Origin of the sequence: Streptomyces siamensis, assembly GCF_039543605.1 — a bacterium.
Lineage (GTDB): Bacteria > Actinomycetota > Actinomycetes > Streptomycetales > Streptomycetaceae > Streptomyces > Streptomyces siamensis.
In genome coordinates this window covers 243,047-268,073 of sequence record NZ_BAABKB010000013.1, presented here as the reverse complement: position 1 = coordinate 268,073, position 25,027 = coordinate 243,047, and the positions used below count along the sequence as shown (strand labels likewise).

The window sequence follows — 25,027 nt, the reverse complement described above, 5'->3', positions numbered from 1 at the left end:
ACCTCTCCTTGGTATTACATGCAAGTTGCTTGTGAATGTGAACGCTTTCACGAATCCCTCAACAAGTGAAGGGCCGACTGCCAGGTTGCCTGACGTGGTCCTGTGATTTGAGGAGGGGTTCTGGCTCTCTGTGGGGCCGATGTTGCGGGCCGTCCCGATCGCCACGTAGAGACTCGCAAACCTCAGCGGCGGATACAACCCCTTCCGGAAAGTTTTTTTTGATTCCTCGGTGTCGACTAGGTCACAGCCGTACTTCCATGGGGTGGATCCTGGCCTAAACGTTCGAGTGAAAGGACTTTGGCCCCTTCTACTCACACAATCACACGCAGTGCACGGCGTACGCCTGTGAACGTCACGCTTGTTCGCAGCCCGAGGTGGTCACCGTCCATCTGGAGGGGCAGCGGGACCTTCGAATGCAAGGTGAAGTCTGTCAAGTCGTGCAGGGAGGCAGCGTGCTTGCCATGGGGGCCGCGCTCGGGGGACGAAGTGAGCAACTGTGTGGCATACCGGGCAACCGCGGCCGTCGACATGCGGCTGAGACCGAGTACGTCGAGCCCGGTATCGAACGAAGCCTTAGGCGAGGCGTACACCGGACGATTGCCGAGAAACGTCCACGGCGAGGTGTTGCAGATGATGGACAGGACCAGATCGGTCACCGGGTCCACGCCGGGGCGCTCCAGCGTGATCGTTCCGTGCCGGCGGTGAGGTTCGTCCAGAAACTGGCGCATCACCTGGCGGAGATACAGCGCATGGGTGGAACGCTTGCCGCGCTCGCGCTGCTGCTCGACGCGCCCGACCACCCCCGCGTCGAAACCGAGCCCGGCGCAGAAGGTGAACCAGCGGGACGGCACGGCTTCGTCCTCCGTGCCGGGAGTGCCCGAGGCGAGACCCAGGCCGACCGTGCGCTCGCGGTTCTCGCGCAGCGCGTCCAGCAGGGCGCCGGTCGCCTCCACCGCGTCGTTGGGCAGTCCGAGGGCCCGGGCGAAGACGTTGGTGGAGCCGCCGGGGACCACCGCGAAGCCGGGCAGCCGGTCCGGGGCGGGGCCGTCGTGGAGCAGTCCGTTCACGACCTCGTTGACCGTGCCGTCGCCGCCGAGGGCGACGACCAGATCTATGTCCTCGCTCTCCGCGGCCTGCCGGCCGAGATCCCGGGCGTGCCCGCGGTACTCGGTGGTGACCGCCTCCAGCTTCATCTCGCTGGCGAGCGCGTGGATCAACACGTCGCGCGTGCGCGCACTCGTGGTGGTTGCTGCCGGATTGACGACGAGAAGTGCACGCATGGGTTGCAGCGTACCTACTGGGGGGTACCGGGCCCAGAGCGAGGTAGGGATCGGGTAAGAGATCGCAACGTGAGCCTGCGCACGTCGGACGCCCTCCGGCGCGGCCCCCGCGCCCCGGCCGCCGCATCGCCGACGGCTACCCTTCAGGGGTGAGCGCTGAGCAGAACCCCACCACTTCGCACGACCCCGCCGCGGAACCCCGCCCCGCGCGGCTGACCGCCGCGGCGGCCCTGGCCGCGCTGGAGGGCCTCGCCCTCGTCGCGGGGGGCGTGTACGTGCTCGTCCGGGGTTTCACGGGCACCCCGGACAGCCGGGGGCAGGCCATCACCGGCGGCGTCACGCTCATCGTGCTGGCGCTGCTGCCCCTGCTGGCGGCGCGCGGACTGCTGCTGCGCCGCTCCTGGAGCAGGGGCCCGGCGCTCATCACCCAGATCCTGTCGCTGCCCGTGGCCTACACCCTGCTCCAGGCCGACAGTGTCGCGATCCCGGGCGGCATCGCGCTGGCGGTCGTCGCGGTCGTGGGCCTGGTGCTGCTGCTGAACCCGGAGACGACGAAGGCCCTCGGCATCCGAGGGCCCGGCGCCGACGTGCCCGACCAGAAGTGACCGGCCGGGGCGCCTGCCGACGGGCTCTGTAGCCGACCTGGTCGGACCGGTCGTGGCCGGTCGTGACCGACTGCGGTGGCCCGGTGGGACCGGAAGTGGCCGATGGTGGGTCCCGATGAGACCGGAGGTGACCGGTCGGTGCGTGGGACCCGAGCGGACCGGAAGCGCCCGGTGGGGCGCTGAAGTGCGCGGTGGAGCCGGGGCGGCCGCGGAGGTGCCCGTCGGACCGGGGTGACCGGTCGGCGTGGACTGGTCCCGCGGGGGCAGCGACCCGGGGCGGTCCCGCTGGGGCCGGTGGCGTGGAACGGACCCGCCGGGTCGACGATGCGGAGCCGCCCCGCAGAGCCGGCGGCGTGGAGGTCTCCCACGAGGCCGGTGGCGCGGAGGTGTCGCGCGGAGCCGGCGGCGTGGAGGTCTCCCACGAGGCCGGCGCGGGGATGTCGCGCAGGGCGGAAGGGTCGGCCGGGGCCGGCTCACTCCTCGACGAGGAGCTTCTCCCGCAGCTGGGCCAGGGTGCGGGCCAGCAGCCGTGACACGTGCATCTGCGAGATGCCGACCTCCTGGGCGATCTGCGACTGCGTCATGTTCCCGAAGAAACGGAGGAGCAGGATGCGCTTCTCCCGCGGCGGCAGATCTTCGAGCAACGGCTTGAGGGACTCGCGGTACTCGACGCCCTCCAGCGCCTCGTCCTCGGCGCCCAGCGTGTCCGCGACGGCCGGCGACTCGTCGTCCGTGTCGGGCACGTCCAGCGACAGAGTCGAGTAGGCGTTGGCGGACTCCAGGCCCTCCAGCACCTCTTCCTCGGAGATCGCGAGCTTCTCGGCCAGCTCGTGGACCGTGGGGGAGCGGCCGTGCAGCTGCGAGAGCTCCGCGGTCGCCGTGGTCAGCGCCAGCCGCAGCTCCTGGAGGCGGCGCGGGACGCGGACCGCCCAGCCCTTGTCGCGGAAGTGCCGCTTGATCTCGCCGACGACCGTCGGCGTCGCGTACGTCGAGAACTCGACGCCGCGCTCGGGGTCGAAACGGTCGACCGACTTGATCAGGCCGATGGTGGCGACCTGCGTCAGGTCGTCCAGCGGCTCGCCGCGATTGCGGAAGCGGCGGGCGAGATGCTCCACGAGCGGGAGGTGCATGCGGACGAGCTGGTTGCGCAGCTCCGCGTACTCGGCGCTGCCCTCTTTGAGCTTGCGCAGCTCGACGAACATCGCCCGTGCACCGCTGCGGTCGTGAGGGTCGTGCTCGATGTGCTGGGCGCTCGGCCCGTGCTGCGCGCCCTGCACGCTCTGTGCCCCTGGTTTGTCGTGTCGCTCGTGCTCGCTCATAGTCCCGCCCGTCACCAGCCGCCGCCCTCCCGAGGACGTGCTCAGCGCGGCACCCTCCGGATCCCGTTGTCCATCGCCCCGGCCGGAGAGCTCCTCCCGTTCGTCCTCGTCGGTCCGCGGTTCGGCCGCGGCCTGCGTGAGGACCGGTGAGGCGCCGTCCTCCGGATGCGGCCGGGCCTGCTCGGGAATGCCGTCGACGCCGTCAGCCGTCCGCCGCGCCCCGTCGAGGCCGTCGACGCGCCCGGACGGAAGCTCCCGTGTGCCGCGCTCTTCGTCCCGCACCGGCCCGTCCCCGTTCCTCACGCCGGCCCGGGTCCCGCGCCGCGCTGTTTGTAGAGGCTGATCGAAACGGTCTTGTCCTCGGCGACGGAGGAGTCGACCTTGCCCGCGAGCGCCGAGAGGACGGTCCAGGCGAAGGTGTCCCGTGACGGAGCGTGACCGTCGGTGGTCGGCGCGGAGACCGTCACCTCCAGCGAGTCGTCGATGAGCCGGAAGACACAGCTGAGCACCGAGCCGGGGACGGCCTGTTGCAGCAGGATCGCGCAGGCCTCGTCCACCGCGATGCGCAGGTCCTCGATCTCGTCGAGGGTGAAGTCCAAACGGGCCGCGAGTCCGGCCGTGGCCGTACGCAGCACCGACAGGTAGGCACCCGCGGCCGGCAGCCGGACTTCCACGAAGTCCTTCGTCGCGGGCTCGCCTGCGATCTGGGACACCCTCACCTCCATGGTGGTACAAGCTCTTTCGGGGGCCGAGGGTCGCCCCCCGGGTAACGCGCTATGTCGTTCAGCCGTGACGCTACCGCGCACCCAAGTGTCCTGTCCTGGGGACCCCGCCCCTTGCTGTCACTCATAGTAAGCCTATGAGTACGGACAGTGGCTAGGGGTCTGCGGGCCCAATTAGGAAGAGCGCGCGCCGGGTTGACGTACCCAGGCGTCAGACGGTCGAACCGTCCGGACCGCCGGTCACACGCGTATGCGATCCGCGGGCTGTTCCAGTATGCCTGCGTCGTGTCATACGAGTACGTGGTCGACGAAGCACCAACGCCAGTTCTCCCCGAGCTCGAAGGTGCGCATGATCGAATGCCCGGTGGTCTTGAAGTGCTCCGTCGCGTGTTGCAGCGGAGAGGAGTCGCAGCAGCCGAGGTGCCCGCACTCCAGGCACAGGCGCAGCTGCACCGGGTGCGTGCCGGCCGCGAGGCACTCCAGGCACGTCTCGCTGAGGGGCTGGGGTTCGGGGTGCGGCAGCGCTTCGGCGTGCGTGCACTGTTTCATGATGGCCAGGTTACGTCGGGTGTGCGGGAAGTCGCGCGAAAACGAGGGCGGGCGGAAAGACGATGCACGTTTTGCCACTGCTGTTGCTGGTCGCGGGAAGCGCCGCGGTCGCCGGGGCGGCTCGCCGCACACCGGTGCCCGCGCCGCTCCTGCTCGTCGCGGCGGGCCTGGTCTTCTCGTACATCCCGGGAGTGCCCGTCTACGAACTCGATCCCGAGGTCGTGCTGCCGCTGGTGCTGCCCCCACTCCTGTACACGGCGGCCACCGACAGCTCGTACCTCGACCTGAGGGCACAACTGCGGCCCGTCGCGCTGCTGTCCGTCGGCTACGTCCTCTTCGCGACCCTCGTGGTCGGCTGGGCCGCGTACCTGATCGTGCCGAGTCTGCCGCTGACCGCGGCGCTCGTCCTGGGCGCGGTGGTCGCGCCCCCGGACGCGGTCGCCGCGACGGCGGTGGCGCGGCGCGTGGGCCTGCCCTCGCGGATCACCACCATCCTGCAGGGCGAGTCCCTGGTGAACGACGCGACCGCGATCACCGCCTACAAGGTGGCGCTCGCCGCCGCGATCGGCGAGGGCGCGACGTGGGCGGGCGGCATCCGCGAGTTCCTGATCGCGGCGGTCGGCGGTGTGGCCGTCGGTCTCGTCCTGATGATCCCGATCCACTGGCTGCGCACCCACATGAAGGAGGCGCTGCTCCAGAACACGCTGTCCCTGCTGATCCCCTTCGTCGCGTACGGGGTCGCCGAGCAGCTGAAGGCCTCCGGTGTGCTCGCCGTGGTGGTCGTCGCCCTCTACCTCGGGCATCGTGCCTGGGAAGTGGACTTCGCGACGCGGCTCCAGGAGGAGGCCGTGTGGAAGATGGTCGCGTTCGTCCTGGAGTCGGCGGTGTTCGCGCTCATCGGCCTCCAGCTGCAGGTCGTCCTCAAGGGGCTCGGGCAGTACGAGGGCACGAGCGCGGCCTGGTACGCGGTCGCCCTCTTCCTGGTGGTGGTCGCGGCGCGGTTCGTCTGGGTGTACCCGGCGACGTTCCTGCCGCGGCTGTTGTCCGCGCGGATCAGGAAGCGAGAGGACAACCCCAGTTGGAAGGGCCCCTTCATCATCGGCTGGGCCGGCATGCGCGGCGTGGTCTCGCTCGCCATCGCCTTCTCGATCCCGCTCACCGTCCACGGCGGCGAGGCCTTTCCCGACCGCAACCTGATCCTGTTCCTGACCTTCACGACGGTCATCGGGACGCTGGTCGTGCAGGGGCTGACCCTGCCGCCGCTGATCCGCCTCCTGAAGCTGCCGGGCCGCGACGTCCAGGCCGAGACGCTCGCCGAGGCCAACGCGCAGGCGCAGGCGTCCCGGGCCGCGGAGCAGCGGCTCGACGACCTGCTCACCGACGAACGCAACGCCCTGCCGCCACCCCTCGCCGACCGGCTGCGCGGAGTCATGGAGCACCGCCGCAACGCGGTCTGGGAGCGGCTCGGCGCGGTCAACCCGGTGACCGGCGAGTCGGCCGACGACACCTACCGGCGGCTGTCCCGGGAGATGATCGGCGCCGAGCGCGAGGTCTTCGTGAAGCTGCGGGACCACCGCTTCATCGACGACGAGATGCTGCGCACGCTGCTGCGCCGGCTCGACCTGGAGGAGGCGGCGGCCTACCGCGAGACGGCGTAGGACGCCGGGGCGCCGAAGCCGTCCGGGCGGGTCGCACCGTCAGGGAAGCGATGCCCCGGTGATCACCGCGGCCACGGTCGTGCCGCGCGGGAACGCGCCCTCCTCGGCCAGGGTGACAAGTCCGTACAGCATCTTGGCGACATAGAGACGTTCGACGGGCAGCCCGTGCCGGTCCTCGAAGTCCTCGGCGAAGGCGTCGAGTTCGGGGGTGGTGCGGGCGTAGCCGCCGAAGTGGAAGCGGTCGTCCAGCGACCACGTGCCACGGCGGGCGCCGAACGCGGCCTGCTGGAGGGCCAGTACGTCGGCCTCCAGGAAGCCGCCCTTCAGGACCGGGATGCCGAGGGCGCGGCGGCCGGGGGCCAGTCCGGCGGCCAGGCCCGCGAGGGTCCCGCCGGTGCCGCAGGCGACGGCGACGACGTCGGCCGCGTCGCCCAGTTCGCGACCGAGCTCCCGGCATCCGCGCACGGCCGGGGAGTTGCTGCCGCCCTCGGGAACCACGTACGCGTCCTCGGCCTCCACCGCCCGCAGGATTCCTGCCAGCGTCTCCGGTTCCGCCTTGGCGCGGTACGTCCGTCTGTCGACGAAGTGCAGGCGCATGCCGTCGGCCGCGCACCGGGCGAGCGAGGGGTTGAGCGGGTGTTCGGCCAGCTCCTGGCCGCGGACCACGCCGAGCGTCGGGATGCCGAGGAGACGCCCGGCGGCGGCCGTGGCCCGCAGATGGTTCGAGTACGCCCCGCCGAAGGTGACCACAGCGCGGCCCGCCGCCGCCTCCAGGTTCGGGGTCAGCTTGCGCCACTTGTTGCCGACCAGCTCGGGATGGATCAGGTCGTCCCGCTTGAGCAGCAGCCGGACGCCGTGGCGCGCGAACCGCTCGTCCCCGGCCTCCAGCAGCGGCGACGGCAGCCGCGGCCGCAGCGCGGCGGGGTCGGTCGCCCCGACGGCGGGAGGCTCGGGGGCACCGGCGGTGTCCTGGAGGTCCGGGCTGGTCATCCGCCCATTGTCGGACATGTGTCCGGAGCGGGCGCGGGCTGGGTTCACGGAGGGGCGCCACCGCCTCGGGGATGCGCGGCCCGCTCCGGTGCCCCCGGTGGCGCGCGGCCGTCTCGGCGCCCCGGGGAGACGGCGCCGCCCGGGTCCACGCTGCCGGCCAGGTCCCGCCGGCCGACGCGGAGCCGGCCGGTCGTCCTCCCTCCGGCCGCGGCGGGGTAGGCCTGCCGTTTCCCCCGGCCGACACAGGGTGGGGCGGCCGCTTCCCCGCCGGCGGGTGCGACGGGTCATCGCTGTCGGATCCGGAGGCCGGTTCCCGCGCCCGGTCCGAACGGGCCTTCGCCGTACGCCGGTCATGACTGCCGTCGGCTCCCGGCCCTCCGGGCCGACGCGGGGAGGGGCAGCTGTTTCGCCTCCGGCGGGTGCGACGGGTCACCGCTGTCGGATCCGGAGGCCGGTTCCCGCGCCCGGTCCGAACGGGCTGCCGCCGCACGCCGGTCATGACTACGGCTGGTCCCCGGCCCTCCGGCCGACGCGGGCCGGTTGTTTCCTCTCCGGCGGGCGCGTGGGCTGTCGCCGCACGCCGGTCGCAACTTCCGTCGGCCCCCGGCCCGGACCCCCGGCCCGGACCCCCGGCTCCCTTCGGCCCCGGCCGCTCTGGGCCGCCCCGGCCGCCCGGGGGACCGGACGGAGCGGCGGGCGCCAGGCGTGGTCGGCGGAACCCGGCGACGCGTCGGCGCCCGTGCCCATCGCGGGTCCGGGGCGGCGGTCGCCCCGTCACTTCAGGCGGTCGCGGATGCGCTCCCGCATGGATCGCATCGTGAAGCCCCGCGGGTCGATCTTGCCCGGCTGCCATTCGAGATGGCCGATGACCGAGCGTTCCGTCCAGCCGTGGTGGCGGCAGATCGCGGCGGAGACGCGCTCGACGGCCTCCAGCTGCGCCTCGGGCCACGGGTCCTTCCCGTCGCCGAGGTTCTCGCACTCGAAGCCGTAGAAGTGGCGGTTGCCGTCGGTGTTCGCCTCGTTGTCATGGGGGAGCGCCTTCTCCGCGATCACCGCACGCAGGACGTCGTCGTCGCCCAGGCCCGCGTGGTTGGCGCGTCCGTAGCCGACGAGGTGGACGACGCCGTCCTTGGTGATGACGCCGTGGCACAGCGGCCCGGGCAGTTCCGAGTGACCCTTGCGGCAGATCTCGACGGTGCGCTCGCTGCCGGAGGTCACCGTGTGATGGATCATCACGCCGTGCACCGGGCCCCACGGGCCCTTGTGGTTGCGGTTGTGGTGCTCCCAGTCGCCGACCTCGACGACGGTGACGCCTTCGTCCCTGAGCCGGTCCAGGAAAGTACGCGCGGACATGGGTGGGGCCACGGCCGCCTCCTTCGTGCTGCGCGGCGGCCACCTTTCGTGGCCGTCTCGTACCGCAGCTTGTACCCGCAACAGGGTGGCCGGTACTACTCGTTCGCACAGCGTGCGAGCCGATCCGGACATGCGGGACGGAAGCGGTGGAACCGGTGGATCGGGCGGCCGGGTGGACCGCCCCACCGGCCCGGCGGACCGCCGAACGGCTGGGCCGGTGGCCGCCGGGACCGCGAAATCCGGCCGGGCCGCTCAGGAGTGCAGGAACGCGTCCCCGTGCGCGGCGATGTGACTCTCCAGGGCCTGGAGGGCCTGCTGGGTCGCCTCGGGAGTGCCGCTGCCGCGCCGCTCCGCGTAATACGCCGCGCCGAGTTTCTTCAGGAGGTCACCGCCGGCGCGCTGCGCCTGCACGTCGTCGAGCTTCTGCTTGCCCTGTGTGAGGCCGCGCTGCGCCTGTTCCTTTGCGCGGTCCAGGAAGCCTGCCACTGCCGTCTCCCTTCGTTGTCCGTCGCCGGGTCAAACGGTTGGCCGGATCTTGGAGTTCCCTGGACAGAATCGCGGCCAGTGCCCACTCGCCGGTGATCCATTCCCCCTCATTCGTGTAATAGCACCGGCACGCTCCGTGATGGAAGGCTGGTCGGCGCAGATCAGTGCACGACCGGGAGGGCAATTCATGTCGGTAGGCGAAGAGGTCCGCGCGCAGCAGGGCAAGCCGCAGCAGAGCCTCGGCACATCCGCCGCGCGGAACCTGGCCACCACCACCAAGTCCGCACCCCAGATGCAGGAGATCAGCTCCCGCTGGCTGCTGCGCATGCTTCCGTGGGTGAACGTGCAGGGTGGCACGTACCGAGTCAACCGGCGGCTCAGCTACTCCGTGGGCGACGGCCGCGTGACGTTCGTGAAGACCGGTGACCGGGTCGAGGTCATCCCGGCGGAGCTCGGCGAACTGTCCGTGCTGAGGTCGTTCGAGGACCAGGAAGTACTGGGCGAGCTCGCCCAGCGCTGCCGGCAGCGGGAATTCGCGCCGGGCGAGGTGCTCGCCTCGTTCGGCAGCCAGGCCGACGAGGTGTTCCTGCTGGCGCACGGCAGGGTCGAGAAGATCGGCACCGGCCCCTACGGGGACGACGCGGTCCTCGGTGTCCTCGCCGACGGCGCCTACTTCGGCGAGCAGGCGCTCATCGACCCGGACGCGATCTGGGAGTACACGGCTCGCGCGGTCACCTCGGTCACCGTGCTCACCCTGCCCCGCCAGGATCTCGAACAGGTCGCGGAGCGCTCCGACTCCCTGCGCGACCATCTCCAGAGCCTGCGTTCCATTCCGGCGCAGCGCACCAACAAGTACGGCGAGAAGGAGATCGACCTCGCGGCGGGCCACACCGGCGAGCCGGACATCCCCGGCACCTTCGTGGACTACGAGGCGGCGCCGCGCGAGTACGAACTGAGCATCGCCCAGACCGTGCTGCGCCTGCACACGCGTGTGGCCGACCTCTACAACCAGCCCATGAACCAGACGGAGCAGCAGCTCAGGCTCACCGTCGAGGCGTTGAAGGAGCGTCAGGAGCACGAGCTCATCAACAACAGGGAGTTCGGACTGCTCAACAACTGCGAGTACGACCAGCGGTTGCAGCCGCACGACGGCGTGCCCAGCCCCGACGACCTCGACGAGCTGCTCAGCCGGCGGCGCGGCACCAAGCTGTTCCTCGCGCACCCGCGCGCGATCTCCGCGTTCGGACGCGAGCTCAACAAGCGCGGTCTGGTCCCGGAGACCGTCGAGATGGCGGGCAACCGCATCCCGACCTGGCGCGGGGTACCGATCTTCCCGTGCAACAAGATCCCGGTCAGCGACACCCGTACGACCTCGATCATCGCCATGCGTACGGGCGAGGCCGAGCAGGGCGTGATCGGCCTCCAGCAGTCGGGCATCCCGGACGAGATCGAGCCGAGCCTGTCGGTGCGCTTCATGGGCATCAACGAACAGGCGGTCATCTCCTACCTGGTGACGGCGTACTACTCCGCCGCCGTCCTCGTGCCGGACGCGCTGGGCATCCTGGAGAACGTCGAGATCGGCCGCTGGCGGTGACGTCACCGCACGCCGGGCGCCGTGTCCCCGTCCCGCGGGGCGGGGACACGAGGGGGTGCGCGCCCGGCAGCCGTGGAGATGCCACTGTCCGCAGACGCTCCGAGGCGGTCCCATGGGTGAGTTCATGACGGACACGAAGCAGGGCCCGACCGAGATCCTGGAAAGGCGGAGCCCCACCGGGAGGCCCATGGACAGGCAGGCCCCGCCGGGTCCGGTCGACGGGCAGGAGGCGGCGGGCATCCTGGAGCGCGCACGGGCGTCCGTCGACCCCGAGCTGCGCAGGGCGATCGACACACTGCCCGGCTCCATGCGCCGGGTCGCGCTGTACCACTTCGGCTGGGAGCACGCGGACGGCACCCCGGCGGCGGGCAACGCGGGCAAGGCGATCCGGCCCGCGCTCGTGCTGGCCGCGGTCAGGGCGCTCGGCGGGCGGCACGGTGCGGCCGTGCGGGCCGCGGCGGCCGTGGAGCTGGTCCACAACTTCACGCTGCTGCACGACGACGTCATGGACCGGGACACCACCCGCCGGCACCGTCCCACCGCGTGGACCGTGTTCGGTGACGCCGACGCGATCCTCGCGGGCGACGCGCTCCAGGCGCTGGCCCAGCAGCTGCTCGCCGAGGACCCGCATCCGGCGTCCTCGGCGGCCGCCGCCCGGCTCGCCGCCTGCGTCGTCGAGCTGTGCGCGGGCCAGCAGGCGGACACGGCCATGGAGAAACTGGGCCCGGGCGAGGTCACCCTCGACGACTGCCTGGTCATGGCCGAGGCCAAGACGGGAGCGCTGATCGGCTGCGCCTGCGCGGTCGGCGCGCTCTACGCGGGGGCGGACGACGAGGACGTCGCGGCGCTGGACGCGTTCGGCCGTGCGGCCGGGCTCGCCTTCCAGCTGATCGACGACGTGATCGGGATCTGGGGGGACCCGAGCCGCACCGGCAAACCGGCCGGAGCGGACCTCATCGCCCGCAAGAAGTCCCTGCCCGTGGTCGCCGCGCTCGGTTCGGGGACCCCGGCGGCGGACGAACTGGCCGAGTTGTACGGAGTGCCGTACGGGGAAGGGGACGCGGGGGAACTGGAGCGCACGGTGCTGGCCGTCGAGCGGGCGGGCGGCCGTGACTGGGCGCAGGTCCAGGCGGCCGACCGGATGGCCCGGGCGATGCACGAGCTGTCCCGGGCGATCCCCGAACCGGAGGCGGCGGGCGGCCTCCTCGCGCTGGCGGAGTTCGTCACGCGGCGCAGCAACTGATCCGAGCGGCGCGCCGGTCACCCGACCCGCGCGCCGGCCGCGGGCCCCGGGGCCCGGTTCCGTACGGCACCTGACCTCCGTACGGCGCCGGGCCCCGGACGGGGCGGGTCCCGCACATCCCCACGGTGTGCGGGCTCCGCCCCCCTTTCGTCGTCCCCGGCGCGTGACCTCCGGTGCCCGCCCTCCGCGGGGACCGACTAGGCTGCAACGGCCATACGATCAAGGTGAGTTGGGGCGAAGGGCGGGGCGGGGCATGGGCGTGGCGATCCGGGCGGCGGACGAGGGCGACAGAGAGCTGGTCGTCCGGCTGCTGGACGAGGCCTTCCAGGACGATCCGGTCAGCGGCTGGGTCTTCCCGGACGAGGCGGACCGCCGTGCGACGCACCACAAGCTGATGGCCGCCTTTCTCGACGCCGTGCTGGCCGAGGGCCGGGTGGACCTGGCCGACGACGGCACCGCGTGCGCCCTGTGGCTGTCCGTCCCCGCCGGTGACCACGACGGGGGAGACGCGGACGAGGACGGTCCGGCGCAGCTGCGCGAGGCCGTCGACCCGGGCAACGAACGCGTCGAGCTGATCGGCCGGCTGACGGCGGACATCCACCCCGCGGGCCGCGCCCACGAGTATCTGTGGATGATCGCCGTGGCGCCGGAGCGGCAGGGCGAGGGACTCGGCACGACGCTCATCCGGTCCGTCCTCGACCGCTGCGACCGGGAGGGCCTGCCCGCCTATCTGGAGGCGAGCAGCGCGCGCAGCCGCGCGCTGTACGAGCGGCTCGGGTTCGCCGTCGAGGGCCGCCCGCTCGACCTGCCGGACGGGCCGCAGATGTGGCCCATGTGGCGCGAGCCGCAGGCCTGAGGCGTCAGGCCTCGGGCACGATCGTCGCCACGATCCGTTCCAGCAGTTCGTCCGGGACGGCGACACCAGGCAGCACCCCGTCCAGGACACCCGGCAGGGTCAGCTGCTCCAGGAGCAGCCCGAGCACGGCCAGGTAGAGGACCGTCACGGTCTCGTCGCCGCCGGGCAGCCCCGCCGCCCGGTGGAACGCCATGCCCTGCTCCAGGTCGCCGCGTACCGACTCGGTGTACGAGGCCCGCAGGGCGGGACGGCGGGTGGCCTCCAGACGCATCTCGAACAGGGCCAGATAGCCCGTGCGGTCGCCGGTGGCGCGGGCCAGCAGGTCCCGCATGAACTCCAGCACCAGCGAGCGGTCCTTCGGTCTGGTGAGCAGCTCGGCGAGCACCGCCGGGTCGGGGGCGAGGCGCGTGTGGAGGTGGGCGTCGACCTGGTTCAGCAGGTCGTCCCGGTCGGTGAAGTAGTTCGACGCGGTCCCCACCGGTACGGCGGCCTCACTGTCCACGGCGCGGAACGTCAGCCCGCGCGCCCCCTCGCGTGCCAGTACCGCCACGGCCGCGTCGACGAGGGCGGCCCTGCGTTCCGGGTTCCTTGCCATGTGGACGTCCTCCGGGAATCCCCTTGTAACCACTACAGATGAAGCACTATAACTGGAGTGGTTCGGCCGGGACGGCCGGACCACCCGAACATGTCGTCCACGAAAAGAGACCCGCTTGCGCAAGCTCACGTACTTCATCGCCTGCTCGATCGACGGCTTCATCGCAGACCCGAAGGGCGACTGGCAGTTCTTCATGCCGTTCGTCGACGAGGAGTACCTCGACTTCCTCAAGGCGGAGTACCCGGAGACCCTGGCGACCCACGGCCGGCAGGCGCTCGGCATCGACGAGCTGGCCAACCGCCGCTTCGACACGGTGATCCAGGGCCGCGTCAGCTACGACCTGGCGCTGGACATGGGCGTGACCAGCCCGTACGCCCATCTGCGCGAGTACGTCGCCTCGCGCGGCCTCGACGAGTCGCCCGACCCGAACGTGACGGTCGTCGGGGACGACGTCCTCGGGAAGGTCCGCGAACTCAAGGCCGAGGACGGCGAACTCGGGATCTACCTCTGCGGCGGCTCGCAGCTCGCCGGAGCCCTGATCGACGAGGTCGACGAGCTCGTCATCAAGACCTACCCCGTGGTGCTCGGCTCGGGCATGCCGATGTTCGGGTCCGGATTCGACGTCGCCGAGTTCGCGCTCGACTCGGTGCGCAGCTTCGAGAACGGCGTGCTCGTGCGGACGTACAGCAGGAAGCGCTGAGGGCGCCGCCGCAATACCCTGGGGTCATGGGCACCGACGAGCACGTCTGCCCCTCCTGCGGGCAGCCGGTCGACACCGTAGTGCGACGCCACAAGACCCTGGGCGCCTGGGTCCCCGTGTGGGGCCCCGGACCCTGCCGCAACCCCGAGTGCGAGGCCGGGCACACCGAGCCCGGCCGGCACCCCGTCCACGAGCCGCACGACGCGCCTGGCCGCACACCGGACGACGCGGCGGGCGGGCGGACGGACGGAGCGGCCGGCGACCGGCCCGAACAAGGACCGGGTGACCGTCCCGAGGAGCCGGCGCGCCCGAACGCCTAGGGAGCGCGCATCGTCCGTGTGCGGGCCACGGACGGGGGACCGTAGCGTGGGCGCATGCCTGAACCTCTGCTGCACATCACCGAGCGTTCCCTGTGGGACGCGGCCCGCGCGTCCGGCACGTACGAGATGTCCACGCGCGGCCGCACCCTCGGCGAGGAGGGATTCGTCCACTGCTCCACGCGCCGCCAACTCCCGGGCGTGGCCTCCTTCCTGTACGGCGCCTACACCGGTCCCGACGAGCTCGTCGTCCTCGTCATCGACGCCGAGCGGGTCGGTGCGCCGGTGCGCTACGAGGCGATGAAGCCGGGGGGCGAGGAGTTCCCGCACGTCTACGGCCCCATCCCGGTGGAGGCCGTCGTGGACGTGGAGACCTGGGACCCGCACACCCTCTAGGGGAGGCTGCCCGTCGCGGGATCCCGGGGGGTCAGGCAGTACGTGCCGCCGGCGGGGTCCCGCATGACGTTCCAGTGGGCGCCGCGCGCGACGAGGGTGGCACCGAGACTCTCGTGGTGGGCGCGGACCGCGTCGACGTCCGAGCACGCGATGTCGTGGTGCGCGGACGCGGGACGCTCGTCGTCCAGGCGTTGCAGGAGGATGCGGAACGGCAGCGTCGCGGGCGGCCGGACCACGTGGAACTCCGGGAACGCGCCGGGCCGGGACGCCCAGCCGGTCAGCTCGCCCCAGAAGGCCACCTCCGCGTCGTACACGGACGGCGCCAGGTCCAGGCACACCTGGTCGAGGCGGCTGGTCGCACCGCCGCCCGGGACCTGGATCACCGGTGGGCGCGTCGACTCGCCCTGCCAGGGCACCACGCAGAACGACTGCCCGCCGGGCGAGCGCAGGACGGTCCATCCCTCGTGCCCGGCGACGACCTCGGCACCCAGGCGCCGCGCCGACCGCACCAGCGCGGTCACGTCCTCGACGACCAGGTCGAGGTGCGCCCCACCGTCGCCGTCCTCGACGCCCTGCACCTTCACGCACGCGTCCGCTCCGCCCGGCAGCAGCGTGACGAACTCGTCCCGGTCGCCGCGCGGTTCGGACAACCGCGTCCCCGTGACGGCGGTCCAGAAGTCGTGGGCGGCGCCGGACTCCTTCAGGGGCCGGTCGACGAAGGCGTAGGTCCACCGGATCGGCTCGGTCATCGGGGTGCTCCCTGTCGGTCGGCCGGTACGGCTCGTACCGTCTCCCGCGCGATCAGCCCGCGCAACGAGGTTTTCACGCTCGCGACGAACGAGTCCCGGACGCCGGGCGAGAGGACGTCCAGGGAGAGGTACGGGTTGAGGTCCTCCAGCTCCACGAGGAGCAGTTCACCGCCGGGGGCACGGCAGGCGTCCACGCGCTGGATGCCGTGGTCGATGTCGTTCCAGTCGACGAAGCGCTGGGCGAACGCACGGTCGGCCGCGGTCGGCTCGTACGGCTCCAGGGCCCACCGCCGGTCCGGGTCGGGAGCGTAGAGGGCGTACTGGAAGGTGCGGTCGACGAAGTAGAAGGACACCTCGTAGCGGAAGTCGATACGGGGCTGGACGAGGACCTCGCCGTACGCGCGCCCGGCGAGCTGCTCGCGCGAGATGAACTCCAGGCCTATCGAGTCCGCGCCCAGCTTGGGCTTCACCACGTACTGGCCGGCTTCGGGCAGCAGGCGCAGGTCCTCGGCACGGTCGACGGTGGGGATGACCGGATACCCGGCGGCCGTCAGATCGAGCAGGTACCGCTTGCCCGCCATGTCCCCCTTGCCGGAGAGCTCGTTGAACACGCGCACACCGTCCGCCACCGCCCGCGCGCGGAACGCGTCGTACTGCTCCTGGTAGTTCAGCACCGGCCCGCTGTTGCGTACGACCACCACGTCGAAGCCGTGCATCAGCCGCTCCGCGTCCAGCGGGTGGCACAGGGCGACGTCGAACTCCTCCCGCAGCCGGGAGGTGAGGAAGATGTCCTCGTCGCAGTAGCGGCGGCCCTTGGCCGGGTAGGCCAGGTCACTGACGAACAGGACGCGGGGGCGCGCGGACGGCATGGGGGACTCCTCGGCGTTCGTCGTGCTTTCTCGAACGCACTCTCTCAGGGACCGCCGCGTCCGGTGAAGCGGGGGAGGCCGCCGGCCGGGACGCGCCCGGCCGGATCGGTCACTCGGCGACCGCGTCGCGCGACGCCGCGTGACGGGCGCGTGCGATCTCGGGGAAGCGCACCGTGAACAGCACGGGGAGGACGAACGCGGCGACGGTGAGCAGGGTGCGGGCCGTGTCCGCCTCCGGCCGGTAGTGCCACAGCAGCGCCCCGCCGATGCCGCAGAGGGTGAACGCCGTGGCCCACACGACGGTGATGACACGGTTGACGTGCAGGAAGAGCGGGCTGTTCCACCGGTTCTCGGGCACCTGGGTGCGGGCGATGCCGAGCGTGAAGGGGTGGCCGATCGCGAGCGAGCCCCAGGCGGTGACCGCGAGCCAGAGCGAGGAGAGCGGCGGGCCGTAGTGGACGACGGCGGACGAGCCGGGCGCGACGCACGCGGCGACGGTGTAGGCGGCGAAGAACACGACGGCGCTGCCCTCGATCACCTGGGCGTCCCAGTCGCGGCCCGCGCGGCGCTGGACCGCGACGAGTCCGGCGGCCAGGACGAGGCCGGTGAGCGCGGCGACGCGGATGTCGACCGTGCCGGTGAGCGCGGCCACGGCGATCCACGGGACGAAGCTGCGGATGTAGCCCATGACGAGGGTCCCCCAGTGCTCGTGCGACCCGGGTTCGGTCGGACCCGGGGCCCTCAGCTTCTCGGTCACATGTGCGCCTCGGCACGGGGAGAAGATGCAAGACTCGGTGCAGGAAGCTGCACGGGACGGGGGGACCGATGAGCCTGGAGAGCCTCGGGCTGACGCATGATCAGGAACGGGTCTACCGCTATCTCCTGCGCACACCGCACGCCGACCCCGACGAGGCCCGGGCGGAACTCGACCTGCCCCGTCTCGCGACGGTCCTCGACGAGTTGCGGACGCTGGGCGTGATCGACCGCTCTCTGGTCCCGTTGCCGCCCGCCGCCACCGTGGACCTGCTCGTCCGCCACCAGGTGGAGCGCACCTCGCGCGAACTGGCCCGCCTGGACGCGGCCTTCGACGTGGTGCGCGATCTGGCCGAGGAGGCGCGCCGGGGCCGCCCCGTCGAACTCGTCGAACGCATCGAGGACAGCGCAGGCGTGAACCGACGCGTCGACGCGATGCGCGACCGGGCCGAGACGATGAACGCCAAGCCCCTGCCGCGCGGCCGGCACCACACCGAGGAGGCCACCCGCCGCTACCGCCGTCGGCTCGCCGACGGTCTGGTCAGCCGGACCCTGGTCGGCGCCGCGGCCCTCGACCTGCCCGAAGAGCTGGCCTACGCCCGGCACTTGCACGGCCTGGGCGACCTGCACCGCGTCACGGCGGAGCCGTTCCTGCCGCTGCTCGTCATCGACCGGCGGGTCGCCTTCGTGCTGCTCGAACCGGGCCGGTCGGACACCGACGCGCTGATGATCCGTCAGCCCGGGATCGTGGCCGCGCTCGTCGCGCTGTTCGAGAAACTGTGGGAGCGGGCCGCGGATCTCGACGGGCTCGACCTCAGCGCGACGGAGGCGCGGGTCCTGCGCGCGCTGGCCGAGCACGACAAGGACGAGACCGCCGCCCGCGCGCTGAACGTGTCCTTGCGCAAGTACCGCGCGCACGTGGCCGCTCTGATGACCCCGCTCGGCGCCACCACCCGCTTCCAGGCCGCCCTGCGGGCCAAGGAGCGCGGCTGGCTGTGACAGGACGACCGCACCCGGCCCGTGGCGGACGCCGTGCTCGGCGCCCTGTACGGACCGGGTGCGGTCGGGAGACGCTGCGGTGACGGAACCGCGGCGCAGAAGGAGGTGATCAGAGATCAGGCCTTCTTGGTCTCCCAGAAGATCTTGTCGATCTGGGCGATGTAGTCCAGCGCCTTCTGGCCCGTCGCCGGGTCGGTGGACGCCTTGGCGGCCGACAGGGCCTTCAGGGCGTCGTTGACCAGCTGGTGCAGCTCCGGGTACTTCTCGAAGTGCGGGGGCTTGAAGTAGTCGCTCCAGAGCACCGACACGTGGTGCTTGGCGAGCTCGGCGCGCTGCTCCTTGATGACGGTGGCGCGAGCCTGGAAGTGCGGGTCGTCGTTGCCGGCCATCTTTTCCTGGACGGCCTTCACCGACTCCGCCTCGATGCGGGCCTGGGCCGGGTCGTACACACCGCAGGGCAGGTCGCAGTGTGCGCTGACCTTGACCTTGGGGGCAAACAGGCGGGAGAGCATTGAGCTGTCCTTCCTCGTGATCGTCTTCTCAGGTGGGACATTACTCCGTGGAAGACGGGTTTTCGCGAGTGCCCCCATGGGCTTAGGACAAAAGTCCAGGGTGAAACTGGGACTGGTGGAGGATAGGACCGGGGAGGTGCCGGTGATGCCGGAGCTGTCGCAGGAGACCGAGCGTGGGAGGGCCGTCTTGCCGTTCGGTGCGGCCGAGGTGACGGGACCGTCCATGGTGCCCACGCTCCAGCACGGGGACCGGCTCGTCGTGCAATGGGGGGCGCGGGTCAGGGCCGGCGACGTCGTCGTCCTGCGCCATCCGTTCCAGCAGGACCTGCTGGTCGTCAAACGTGCCGCGGAGCGGCGCGAGGGCGGCTGGTGGGTGCTCGGGGACAACGCCTTCGCGGGCGGGGACAGCACGGACTACGGAACCGTCCCCGAGGAACTCGTCCTCGGGAAGGTGTGGTTCCGCTACCGGCCCCTGAAGCGGGGTCAGCGCTCGCCGGTCGCGCTGGCGCGCTGGGCGTTCGGCGCGGCCAGGCCCGTGCTGTCGGACCGGTCCGCCTCCAGGCGCTTGCGGGCCCGGTAGGCCGCGACATTGGCACGGGTCGCGCAGCGGTCCGAGCAGTAGCGCCGCGAGCGGTTGGTCGAGGTGTCCAGGTAGGCATTGCGGCAGGGCGCCGCCTCGCACAGGCCCAGCCGGTCGACGCCGTACTCGGTGAGGTGGAAGGCGAGCCCCATCGCGGCGATCGCCGCGTAGCCCGCGGTCGCGTTCGACGGGTGGTCCGCCAAGTGCATGTGCCACAGGGGGCGGCCGTCGTCGTCCCGGTGGTCGTGGCCGGAGATCTGGGGGCTCACCGGGAACTCCAGGAGGAGTGAGTTCAGCAGGTCGACGGCGAGGGTCTCGTCGCCGCCGTCCGCCGCCTCGAAGACTCCGCGCAGCCGCGCGCGTACGGAGCGGAAGCGGGTGACGTCCGCGTCCGTGGCACGGCGCGCGGCCGAGGAGTTGCCGCCGAAGAGGTCGCGGACCGCCTCGACCGAGGTCAGCGCGTCCTTGCCCCGGGCCGGTTCCTCGCTGTTGACGAGACGGACGGCGTAATCCGAGTAATAGGCCAGTTCCACTTGTAGTCCTTACGGGCGCGCTCTATCGTCATGCCTGCGGTCGGGTAACAGCTGATCGTGCTTCCAGGGTATTACGAGGTGCGGCGATGAAGGGGACTCCATGACCACCACGACCGGAACCACACAGGGAACCGACTGGGCAGCCTGGCAGACGAGCTGGGACCGGCAGCAGGAGTGGTACATGCCGGACCGCGAGGAGCGCTTCCGGGTCATGCTCGACATGGTCGAGGCCCTCGTCGGTCCCGAGCCGCGCATCCTGGACCTGGCCTGTGGCACCGGCACCATCACCGCCCGACTGCTCGCCCGCTTCCCGAAGGCCGTCAGCACGGGAGTCGACCTCGACCCCGCGCTGCTCGCCATCGCCGAGGGCACCTTCGACGGCGACGACCGGGTCTCCTTCGTCACGGCCGACCTCAAGGACCCGGACTGGGCGTCCCTGCTGCCGTACGACTCGTACGACGCCGTCCTGACCGCGACGGCCCTGCACTGGCTGCACAGCGAACCCCTCGCGGCCCTCTACGGTCGGATCGCGGGACTCGTCCGCGACGGCGGTGTCTTCATGAACGCCGACCACATGATCGACGAGACGACCCCCAGGATCAACGCGGCAGAGCGCGCCCAGCGGCACGCCCGCATGGATCAGGCCAAGAAGGACGGCGCCCTCGACTGGGCCGAATGGTGGGAGCTGGCCGCCGCCGACCCCGTCCTCGCCGGCCCCACCGCCCGGCGCTTCGAGATCTACGGCGAGCACGCCGACGGCGACACCCCGTCCGCCGACTGGCACGCGCGCGTCCTGCGCGAGAAGGGCTTCGGGGAGGCCCGGACGGTCTGGCGCTCCCCCTCGGACGCGCTGGTCCTCGCGGTCAAGTAGCCGCCGCGGTACGTCACTCAGGAGGCGGTACGGAAAATCCGTACCGCCTCTTCTGCAACCCCCGAAGGAGCCCACCGCACTGGAAGGGTGGGACGGCCCGCGACCGCGGGCCGGGGAAGGGGGCGGGATGACGCGCGGCGAGGAAGCCGCTCTGCACGCCTTCGTGGAGGGCAGACGGACGGCGCTGTTCCGCAGCGCCTATCTGCTGTGCGGAAACCGGGACGAGGCCGAGGACCTCGTCCAGACGACCCTGGTGAAGGTCGTCCTCGGTGCGCGCCGGCACGGCCGCCTCGACAACCTCGAGGCCTATGCGCGCAGAACGTTGGTCAACACCTTCATCTCCGCGCGCCGCCGCTTCTGGCGGCGCGAGCAGGCGTACGGCGACGTGCCGGACGTCGCGGAACTGTCGGTCGACAGCGACACCGGACTCGTGGTGCGGGCCGCCCTCGCGCAGCTCGCGCCCAAGCAGCGCGCCGTACTGGTGCTGCGCTACTGGGAGGACCTGAGCGTGGCCGCCACGGCCCGGCTGCTCGGGATGCGGGAGAGCACGGTCAAGAGCCACACGGCCAGGGGACTCGCGGCGCTGCGGGCCGCGGTGCGGGAGGAATACGTATGAACGTGCAGGAGATGGAGACGGAGCGCGTCCGGGAACTGCTCGGCCGGGCCGTGGACGACGTCCGGACACCGCGCGGCCGCGGCAGCGAGGCCGTCTTCGCACAGGCCTCCCGACTGCGGTGGCGGCGCCGGGCGGCGACGACCGGCGTCACCGCGGCGGCCGTGGCGGCGGCACTGGTCCTCGGACCGGGACTGCTCGACGACAGGGGCCGGGAGACGAACGTGGCCGGCCGGCCCACCGCCGGAGAGTTCACCTCCAAGGCGGGCCGGTTCGCGAAGCTGCTGCCCGCCGGGACCGGCAGGGTCAGCGAGGTCTCGCTGCTGCGGCTGGTCAAACAGGTGCCGAAGGCCCCGCTGCCCAAGCCCGTCGGACCGTACGACGGGGACTACGCCGTCAGCCGGGACGGCGGGGTCGGCTACATCAGCGTCCACCTGTCCACGGCCAAGGAGATCAAGGCCAAGACGGGCGGCCTGGGGCTCCAGGACCCCTGCAAGGACTCGCCCCGCGACGGCACCGTGGACTGCACCAGCGAGAAGCTCCCGAACGGGAACGTGCTGGGCATCCACCGGACGGGCGCCCCGGATCCCGGCAGCTACTCCTATCCGACCTGGGGTCCGGAGCTCGTCGCGACCCTCCGGCTCGCCGACGGCGGGGTCCTGCACGTGCGCGCCAACGGCGGCTTCCAGGGCAAGGGCCAGCTCGGCCCGCTGCTGAGGACACCGCCGCTGGACCGGGACCAGCTGCGCAAGCTGACGCTGAACCCGAAGCTGCTGCCGTAGCCGGGCGGACCCGGAGAAGGGCGGTCCCGGGCAGGGCGGACACGTGGAGAAGGGGCGGTGCGGGAGAGTCCCGTACCGCCCCTTCTCATGCTCTCGCGGAATCGAACGCCGAGGTCAGAGCACCTTCGACAGGAACGACTTGGTGCGCTCGTGCTGCGGGTCCGTCAGGACGTCACGCGGGTGGCCGGACTCGACCACCACGCCGCCGTCCATGAAGACCAGCGAGTCGCCGACCTCACGGGCGAAGCCCATCTCGTGCGTGACGACCACCATCGTCATGCCGGACTCGGCGAGGTCGCGCATGACGTCGAGGACGTCACCGACCAGCTCCGGGTCGAGCGCCGAGGTCGGCTCGTCGAACAGCATCAGCTTCGGGTCCATCGCCAGCGCGCGGGCGATCGCCACACGCTGCTGCTGTCCGCCGGACAGCTGCGAGGGGTAGTTGCCCGCCTTGTCGGACAGACCCACCCGGTCCAGGAGCTCCATCGCCCGGTGGTGCGAGTCCGACTTCTTGGCGCCCTTCACCTGGACGGGCGCCTCCATGACGTTCTCGACGGCCGTCATGTGCGGGAACAGGTTGAAGCGCTGGAAGACCATGCCGATGTCCCGGCGCTTCAGGGCCACCTCGCTGTCCTTGAGCTCGTACAGCTTGTCGCCCTTCTGGCGGTAGCCGACCAGCTCCCCGTCGACGTACAGGCGACCGGCGTTGATCTTCTCCAGGTGGTTGATGCACCTGAGGAAGGTCGACTTGCCGGACCCGGACGGGCCGATGAGGCAGAACACCTCGCCGGAGTTCACCTCCAGGTCGATGCCCTTGAGGACTTCGACCAGGCCGAAGGACTTGTGGACGCCCTCGGCCTTCACCATGGCGGTCATCACACGGCTCCCCTCGGGCTGCCCTTCGAGAACAGGTTCGCCTGGATCTTCTGGAAGACCGTGGGCGGCAGGCTACGGCTGGAACCGCGGGCGTAGTAGCGCTCCAGGTAGTACTGGAAGACGCTGAACACGCTGGTCATCGCCAGGTACCAGATGGAGGCCACGAAGAGCATCTCCATCACGGCGTAACTGGTGGAACCGATCGCGGACGTCGAACGCAGCAGCTCGTTGTAGGTCACCGCGTACACCAGCGACGAGGTCTTCAGCATGTTGATGAACTCGTTGCCCGTCGGCGGCACGATCACGCGCATGGCCTGCGGGATCACGATCCGGCGCAGCGTCTTGGCGTGGCTCATGCCCAGCGCGTGCGCGGCCTCCGTCTGACCCTCGTCGACGGCCAGCAGGCCGGCGCGGCAGATCTCGGCCATGTACGCGGCCTCGTTCAGGCCGAGGCCCAGCAGGGCGCACATGAACGGGGTCATGACGTCCGTCATCTCGTTCTTGTAGATCGGACCGAGATTGAGGACCGGGAAGATCAGCGCCAGGTTGAACCACAGCAGCAGCTGGACATAGACCGGGGTGCCGCGGAAGAACCAGATGTACAGCCAGGCGACGCTGCTGGTCACCGGGTTCTTCGAGAGCCGCATCACCGCGAGGAGGATGCCCAGCAGCACACCCACGATCATGGCGAGCACGCTGATCAGCAGCGTCCGGCCCGCGCCCTTGACGACGCTGGACTCGAAGAGCTGGTCGCCGACCGTGTGCCACTGGATGTTGCCCTGCGAGAACGCGTACCCGAGCGCCACCAGGAGCGCGACCACGATGACGGCGCTGGCCCACCGGCCGTAGTGCCGCACGGGGATCGCCTTGATGGCCTCCGGGCCGCCCGCGGGCACCGACGTCTTGGAGAGCGTCGGCCCCGAGGGCGGAGTGTCCGCGGGGGACTTGTCGAGATTGTCAGTCACGTGACTGCCCTTCAGTGGTGCGCTCGGCTCACTTGCCGCCGTTGATCGCGGACTGGTCGATCGCGCCCGACTGCGCGCCCCACTTCTCGAGGACCTTCTTGTACGAGCCGTCCTTGATGATCGCGTCGACGGCTTCCTTCAGGACGTCGCGCAGCTCGGTGTTCTTCTTGCTGAGGACGATGCCGAACGGGCCGGCGTCGTACTGCTTGTTGATCACCTCGAAGGCGTTGCCGCCGTCCGCCTTGCGGGCCAGGTCGACCGCGACCGGGTAGTCGTTGATGCCGGCCACGGCACCGCCGGACTTCACACGGGTCTGGGCCTCGGTGTCGTTCTCGAACGACTCGATGTTGATGGCCTTCTTGCCCGCGTCCTTGCACTTCTTGGACTGGTCCTGGAGGGCCTTCTCGTACGTGGTGCCCCGCTGGACGGCGGCGGTCCGGCCGCACAGGTCCTCGAGCCCCTGGATGTTCTCCGGGTTGCCCTTCTTCACGTAGATGGCCGTACCGGCGACGAAGTAGTCGACGAAGTCGACGCCCTCGCCGAGCTTCTTGCCCTTGTCGTCCAGGCCCTCCTGGCGCTGCTTGTTGTCCGTGATGGACGACATCGCGATGTCGTAGCGGCCGGAGTTGACGGCCGTGATCAGGCCGTCGAAGGAGCCGGAGGTGAACTCGAACTTCACGCCGAGCTGCTTGGACAGGGCGTCCGCCAGGTCGGGGTCGACACCGACGATCTTGCCGCCCTCCGTCGACTCCATGGGGGCGTACTCGGCGTTCGTGCCGACCTTGATGACGCCCGCGTCCTGGATCTTCTTCGGCAGCTTGGAGAACAGCGGAGCGCTGTTCGACTTGGCGGTCTCCGAGGAGCTGCCGCCCTTGTCGGTCTGGTCACCGCAGCCGGTGAGGATCAGGGCGCCAGCGACCGCGATCGCACCGACCGCTGCTATCCGGGACTTCGCGGTCGTACGACGGGTGGAGCTTGCGGTCATGGTGGGTTCCTCCGGCGGATGAGGGAGTAGCCGATAGGTCGACGAGAACACACACCTTCGGGTGTCGCGACCTCGTGTGATGACCGCATCTTGCCATTCGGACCGCGAGATTCAGGGAGCTCGCTATGTCAAAATCGGATAACGGGTGACCCCCGAACCACTACCGACCGGTACAGCGATGCCGGATCTTGTGCGGGAATCTTTCATTCCGGCCGGAAGATCTTCGGCGCATCTCGCGATGCGGGCGACCGTTACTCCGCGCTCGCGACAACATGAG

At 71.0% G+C, this 25,027-nt stretch carries 29 protein-coding genes; 13 read left to right on the top strand and 16 right to left on the bottom strand.

The features are described 5' to 3' along the window. Positions 1-311: 311 nt before the first annotated feature. Positions 312-1,280 (bottom strand): diacylglycerol/lipid kinase family protein, encoded by a 969-nt coding sequence (locus tag ABEB03_RS19895; protein ID WP_345650611.1) that lies wholly within the window; start codon positions 1,278-1,280, stop codon positions 312-314. 149 nt (positions 1,281-1,429) lie between these two features. Between ABEB03_RS19895 and ABEB03_RS19890 the strand changes: the two genes are divergently transcribed. Then, positions 1,430-1,885 (top strand): hypothetical protein, encoded by a 456-nt coding sequence (locus tag ABEB03_RS19890; protein ID WP_345650608.1) that lies wholly within the window; start codon positions 1,430-1,432, stop codon positions 1,883-1,885. Between the two features lie 473 nt (positions 1,886-2,358). Here ABEB03_RS19890 and ABEB03_RS19885 read toward each other — a convergent pair whose 3' ends face one another. The 3 genes from ABEB03_RS19885 to ABEB03_RS19875 all read right to left on the bottom strand — a co-directional run bounded on the left by ABEB03_RS19885 (position 2,359) and on the right by ABEB03_RS19875 (position 4,475). Continuing rightward, on the bottom strand, positions 2,359-3,507 hold the full coding sequence (locus ABEB03_RS19885) for an RNA polymerase sigma factor SigF (RefSeq protein WP_345650605.1): 1,149 nt from the start codon (positions 3,505-3,507) through the stop codon (positions 2,359-2,361). Continuing rightward, entirely contained in the window at positions 3,504-3,917 is a 414-nt protein-coding gene (locus tag ABEB03_RS19880; protein ID WP_028802066.1) for an ATP-binding protein, read from the bottom strand. Before ABEB03_RS19880 ends, ABEB03_RS19885 begins: the two co-directional genes overlap by 4 nt. A 297-nt stretch (positions 3,918-4,214) precedes the next feature. Next, positions 4,215-4,475 carry a UBP-type zinc finger domain-containing protein gene (locus tag ABEB03_RS19875; protein ID WP_028802067.1) on the bottom strand — a complete coding sequence of 87 codons (261 nt, stop codon included), beginning with the start codon at positions 4,473-4,475 and terminating at the stop codon, positions 4,215-4,217. Between the two features lie 62 nt (positions 4,476-4,537). On the opposite strand from ABEB03_RS19875, the gene ABEB03_RS19870 reads away from it, so the two are divergent. After that, positions 4,538-6,133: a Na+/H+ antiporter gene (locus ABEB03_RS19870; RefSeq protein ID WP_345650599.1), complete on the top strand. Its 1,596-nt coding sequence runs from the start codon at positions 4,538-4,540 to the stop codon at positions 6,131-6,133. Positions 6,134-6,172: 39 nt separating this feature from the next. Here ABEB03_RS19870 and ABEB03_RS19865 read toward each other — a convergent pair whose 3' ends face one another. From ABEB03_RS19865 to ABEB03_RS19855, 3 genes are all read right to left on the bottom strand, one after another. Then, complete coding sequence (locus ABEB03_RS19865; RefSeq protein WP_345650596.1) at positions 6,173-7,123, bottom strand: 1-aminocyclopropane-1-carboxylate deaminase/D-cysteine desulfhydrase; 951 nt, start codon at positions 7,121-7,123, stop codon at positions 6,173-6,175. Between the two features lie 774 nt (positions 7,124-7,897). Beyond that, entirely contained in the window at positions 7,898-8,488 is a 591-nt protein-coding gene (locus ABEB03_RS19860; RefSeq protein ID WP_345650593.1) for an N-acetylmuramoyl-L-alanine amidase, read from the bottom strand. A 240-nt stretch (positions 8,489-8,728) separates the two neighbouring features. Next, entirely contained in the window at positions 8,729-8,962 is a 234-nt protein-coding gene (locus ABEB03_RS19855; RefSeq protein ID WP_345650590.1) for a hypothetical protein, read from the bottom strand. Positions 8,963-9,149: 187 nt separating this feature from the next. On the opposite strand from ABEB03_RS19855, the gene ABEB03_RS19850 reads away from it, so the two are divergent. The 3 genes from ABEB03_RS19850 (at position 9,150) to ABEB03_RS19840 (ending at position 12,655) form a co-directional block, all read left to right on the top strand. Next, a complete protein-coding gene (locus ABEB03_RS19850) occupies positions 9,150-10,556 on the top strand; it encodes a family 2B encapsulin nanocompartment shell protein (RefSeq protein WP_345650587.1) in 1,407 nt (468 codons plus the stop codon). 112 nt (positions 10,557-10,668) lie between these two features. After that, the gene (locus ABEB03_RS19845; RefSeq protein WP_345650585.1) at positions 10,669-11,799 is read left to right on the top strand and encodes a family 2 encapsulin nanocompartment cargo protein polyprenyl transferase; all 1,131 of its coding nucleotides are present in this window, start codon (positions 10,669-10,671) and stop codon (positions 11,797-11,799) included. 253 nt (positions 11,800-12,052) lie between these two features. Then, positions 12,053-12,655, top strand: coding sequence for a GNAT family N-acetyltransferase (locus ABEB03_RS19840; RefSeq protein WP_345650582.1), 603 nt, complete (start codon positions 12,053-12,055; stop codon positions 12,653-12,655). A gap of 4 nt (positions 12,656-12,659) precedes the next feature. On the opposite strand, the gene ABEB03_RS19835 is transcribed toward ABEB03_RS19840, so the two are convergent. Further along, positions 12,660-13,250, bottom strand: coding sequence for a TetR/AcrR family transcriptional regulator (locus ABEB03_RS19835; RefSeq protein WP_345650579.1), 591 nt, complete (start codon positions 13,248-13,250; stop codon positions 12,660-12,662). Positions 13,251-13,365: 115 nt separating this feature from the next. On the opposite strand from ABEB03_RS19835, the gene ABEB03_RS19830 reads away from it, so the two are divergent. The 3 genes from ABEB03_RS19830 to ABEB03_RS19820 are packed head-to-tail and all read left to right on the top strand — an operon-like array spanning position 13,366 to position 14,663. Beyond that, positions 13,366-13,950, top strand: coding sequence for a dihydrofolate reductase family protein (locus ABEB03_RS19830; protein ID WP_345650575.1), 585 nt, complete (start codon positions 13,366-13,368; stop codon positions 13,948-13,950). 26 nt (positions 13,951-13,976) lie between these two features. Then, complete coding sequence (locus ABEB03_RS19825) at positions 13,977-14,270, top strand: hypothetical protein (RefSeq protein ID WP_345650570.1); 294 nt, start codon at positions 13,977-13,979, stop codon at positions 14,268-14,270. Positions 14,271-14,324: 54 nt separating this feature from the next. Further along, on the top strand, positions 14,325-14,663 hold the full coding sequence (locus ABEB03_RS19820) for a DUF952 domain-containing protein (protein ID WP_345650567.1): 339 nt from the start codon (positions 14,325-14,327) through the stop codon (positions 14,661-14,663). Here the strand turns inward: ABEB03_RS19820 and ABEB03_RS19815 are convergent. The 3 genes from ABEB03_RS19815 to ABEB03_RS19805 form a co-directional block, all read right to left on the bottom strand. Further along, positions 14,660-15,412 carry a VOC family protein gene (locus tag ABEB03_RS19815; protein WP_345650565.1) on the bottom strand — a complete coding sequence of 251 codons (753 nt, stop codon included), beginning with the start codon at positions 15,410-15,412 and terminating at the stop codon, positions 14,660-14,662. The genes ABEB03_RS19820 and ABEB03_RS19815 overlap by 4 nt on opposite strands. Then, on the bottom strand, positions 15,409-16,281 hold the full coding sequence (locus ABEB03_RS19810; protein ID WP_345650562.1) for an ATP-grasp domain-containing protein: 873 nt from the start codon (positions 16,279-16,281) through the stop codon (positions 15,409-15,411). The genes ABEB03_RS19815 and ABEB03_RS19810 overlap by 4 nt, the downstream gene beginning before the upstream one ends. Positions 16,282-16,390: 109 nt before the next feature. After that, entirely contained in the window at positions 16,391-17,038 is a 648-nt protein-coding gene (locus ABEB03_RS19805; protein ID WP_345650559.1) for a hypothetical protein, read from the bottom strand. A 68-nt stretch (positions 17,039-17,106) separates the two neighbouring features. On the opposite strand from ABEB03_RS19805, the gene ABEB03_RS19800 reads away from it, so the two are divergent. Then, entirely contained in the window at positions 17,107-18,033 is a 927-nt protein-coding gene (locus ABEB03_RS19800; RefSeq protein ID WP_345650556.1) for a hypothetical protein, read from the top strand. Positions 18,034-18,149: 116 nt separating this feature from the next. Here the strand turns inward: ABEB03_RS19800 and sodN are convergent, their stop codons facing one another. Then, positions 18,150-18,545, bottom strand: coding sequence for a superoxide dismutase, Ni (sodN, locus tag ABEB03_RS19795; protein WP_023546844.1), 396 nt, complete (start codon positions 18,543-18,545; stop codon positions 18,150-18,152). A 145-nt stretch (positions 18,546-18,690) separates the two neighbouring features. Here sodN and sodX point away from each other — a divergent pair, with 145 nt between their 5' ends. Beyond that, the gene (gene sodX / locus ABEB03_RS19790) at positions 18,691-19,125 is read left to right on the top strand and encodes a nickel-type superoxide dismutase maturation protease (protein ID WP_345650877.1); all 435 of its coding nucleotides are present in this window, start codon (positions 18,691-18,693) and stop codon (positions 19,123-19,125) included. On the opposite strand, the gene ABEB03_RS19785 is transcribed toward sodX, so the two are convergent. Next, entirely contained in the window at positions 19,029-19,658 is a 630-nt protein-coding gene (locus tag ABEB03_RS19785) for a CGNR zinc finger domain-containing protein (RefSeq protein ID WP_028802091.1), read from the bottom strand. The two genes, sodX and ABEB03_RS19785, sit on opposite strands and share 97 nt — an antisense overlap. A gap of 100 nt (positions 19,659-19,758) precedes the next feature. Here ABEB03_RS19785 and ABEB03_RS19780 point away from each other — a divergent pair, with 100 nt between their 5' ends. The 3 genes from ABEB03_RS19780 (at position 19,759) to ABEB03_RS19770 (ending at position 21,924) form a co-directional block, all read left to right on the top strand. Further along, positions 19,759-20,529, top strand: a complete 771-nt coding sequence (locus ABEB03_RS19780) for a class I SAM-dependent methyltransferase (protein ID WP_345650546.1) — start codon at positions 19,759-19,761, stop codon at positions 20,527-20,529. 127 nt (positions 20,530-20,656) lie between these two features. Beyond that, a complete protein-coding gene (locus ABEB03_RS19775) occupies positions 20,657-21,145 on the top strand; it encodes a sigma-70 family RNA polymerase sigma factor (protein ID WP_345650543.1) in 489 nt (162 codons plus the stop codon). Continuing rightward, complete coding sequence (locus tag ABEB03_RS19770; RefSeq protein ID WP_345650540.1) at positions 21,142-21,924, top strand: hypothetical protein; 783 nt, start codon at positions 21,142-21,144, stop codon at positions 21,922-21,924. The genes ABEB03_RS19775 and ABEB03_RS19770 overlap by 4 nt, the downstream gene beginning before the upstream one ends. A gap of 114 nt (positions 21,925-22,038) precedes the next feature. Here ABEB03_RS19770 and ABEB03_RS19765 read toward each other — a convergent pair whose 3' ends face one another. Genes ABEB03_RS19765 through ABEB03_RS19755 form a run of 3 tightly spaced genes read right to left on the bottom strand, consistent with a single transcriptional unit; the run spans position 22,039 to position 24,750 of the window. Next, positions 22,039-22,800 carry an amino acid ABC transporter ATP-binding protein gene (locus tag ABEB03_RS19765; RefSeq protein WP_345650536.1) on the bottom strand — a complete coding sequence of 254 codons (762 nt, stop codon included), beginning with the start codon at positions 22,798-22,800 and terminating at the stop codon, positions 22,039-22,041. Then, on the bottom strand, positions 22,800-23,765 hold the full coding sequence (locus ABEB03_RS19760) for an amino acid ABC transporter permease (protein WP_345650532.1): 966 nt from the start codon (positions 23,763-23,765) through the stop codon (positions 22,800-22,802). Before ABEB03_RS19760 ends, ABEB03_RS19765 begins: the two co-directional genes overlap by 1 nt. Positions 23,766-23,793: 28 nt before the next feature. After that, positions 23,794-24,750, bottom strand: coding sequence for an ABC transporter substrate-binding protein (locus tag ABEB03_RS19755; RefSeq protein ID WP_345650529.1), 957 nt, complete (start codon positions 24,748-24,750; stop codon positions 23,794-23,796). Positions 24,751-25,027: the final 277 nt, after the last annotated feature.

Coding starts and splice junctions, on each gene's coding strand:
- ABEB03_RS19835 (WP_345650579.1), bottom strand. CDS start 13,250: ATGGCAAGGAACCCGGAACGCAGGGCCGCCCTCGTCGACGCGGCCGTG.
- ABEB03_RS19770 (WP_345650540.1), top strand. CDS start 21,142: ATGAACGTGCAGGAGATGGAGACGGAGCGCGTCCGGGAACTGCTCGGC.
- ABEB03_RS19815 (WP_345650565.1), bottom strand. CDS start 15,412: ATGACCGAGCCGATCCGGTGGACCTACGCCTTCGTCGACCGGCCCCTG.
- ABEB03_RS19810 (WP_345650562.1), bottom strand. CDS start 16,281: ATGCCGTCCGCGCGCCCCCGCGTCCTGTTCGTCAGTGACCTGGCCTAC.
- ABEB03_RS19825 (WP_345650570.1), top strand. CDS start 13,977: ATGGGCACCGACGAGCACGTCTGCCCCTCCTGCGGGCAGCCGGTCGAC.
- ABEB03_RS19865 (WP_345650596.1), bottom strand. CDS start 7,123: ATGACCAGCCCGGACCTCCAGGACACCGCCGGTGCCCCCGAGCCTCCC.
- sodN (WP_023546844.1), bottom strand. CDS start 18,545: ATGCTCTCCCGCCTGTTTGCCCCCAAGGTCAAGGTCAGCGCACACTGC.
- ABEB03_RS19850 (WP_345650587.1), top strand. CDS start 9,150: ATGTCGGTAGGCGAAGAGGTCCGCGCGCAGCAGGGCAAGCCGCAGCAG.
- ABEB03_RS19845 (WP_345650585.1), top strand. CDS start 10,669: ATGGGTGAGTTCATGACGGACACGAAGCAGGGCCCGACCGAGATCCTG.
- ABEB03_RS19820 (WP_345650567.1), top strand. CDS start 14,325: ATGCCTGAACCTCTGCTGCACATCACCGAGCGTTCCCTGTGGGACGCG.
- ABEB03_RS19870 (WP_345650599.1), top strand. CDS start 4,538: ATGCACGTTTTGCCACTGCTGTTGCTGGTCGCGGGAAGCGCCGCGGTC.
- ABEB03_RS19840 (WP_345650582.1), top strand. CDS start 12,053: ATGGGCGTGGCGATCCGGGCGGCGGACGAGGGCGACAGAGAGCTGGTC.
- ABEB03_RS19875 (WP_028802067.1), bottom strand. CDS start 4,475: ATGAAACAGTGCACGCACGCCGAAGCGCTGCCGCACCCCGAACCCCAG.
- ABEB03_RS19780 (WP_345650546.1), top strand. CDS start 19,759: ATGACCACCACGACCGGAACCACACAGGGAACCGACTGGGCAGCCTGG.
- sodX (WP_345650877.1), top strand. CDS start 18,691: ATGCCGGAGCTGTCGCAGGAGACCGAGCGTGGGAGGGCCGTCTTGCCG.
- ABEB03_RS19800 (WP_345650556.1), top strand. CDS start 17,107: ATGAGCCTGGAGAGCCTCGGGCTGACGCATGATCAGGAACGGGTCTAC.
- ABEB03_RS19755 (WP_345650529.1), bottom strand. CDS start 24,750: ATGACCGCAAGCTCCACCCGTCGTACGACCGCGAAGTCCCGGATAGCA.
- ABEB03_RS19775 (WP_345650543.1), top strand. CDS start 20,657: ATGACGCGCGGCGAGGAAGCCGCTCTGCACGCCTTCGTGGAGGGCAGA.
- ABEB03_RS19895 (WP_345650611.1), bottom strand. CDS start 1,280: ATGCGTGCACTTCTCGTCGTCAATCCGGCAGCAACCACCACGAGTGCG.
- ABEB03_RS19765 (WP_345650536.1), bottom strand. CDS start 22,800: ATGACCGCCATGGTGAAGGCCGAGGGCGTCCACAAGTCCTTCGGCCTG.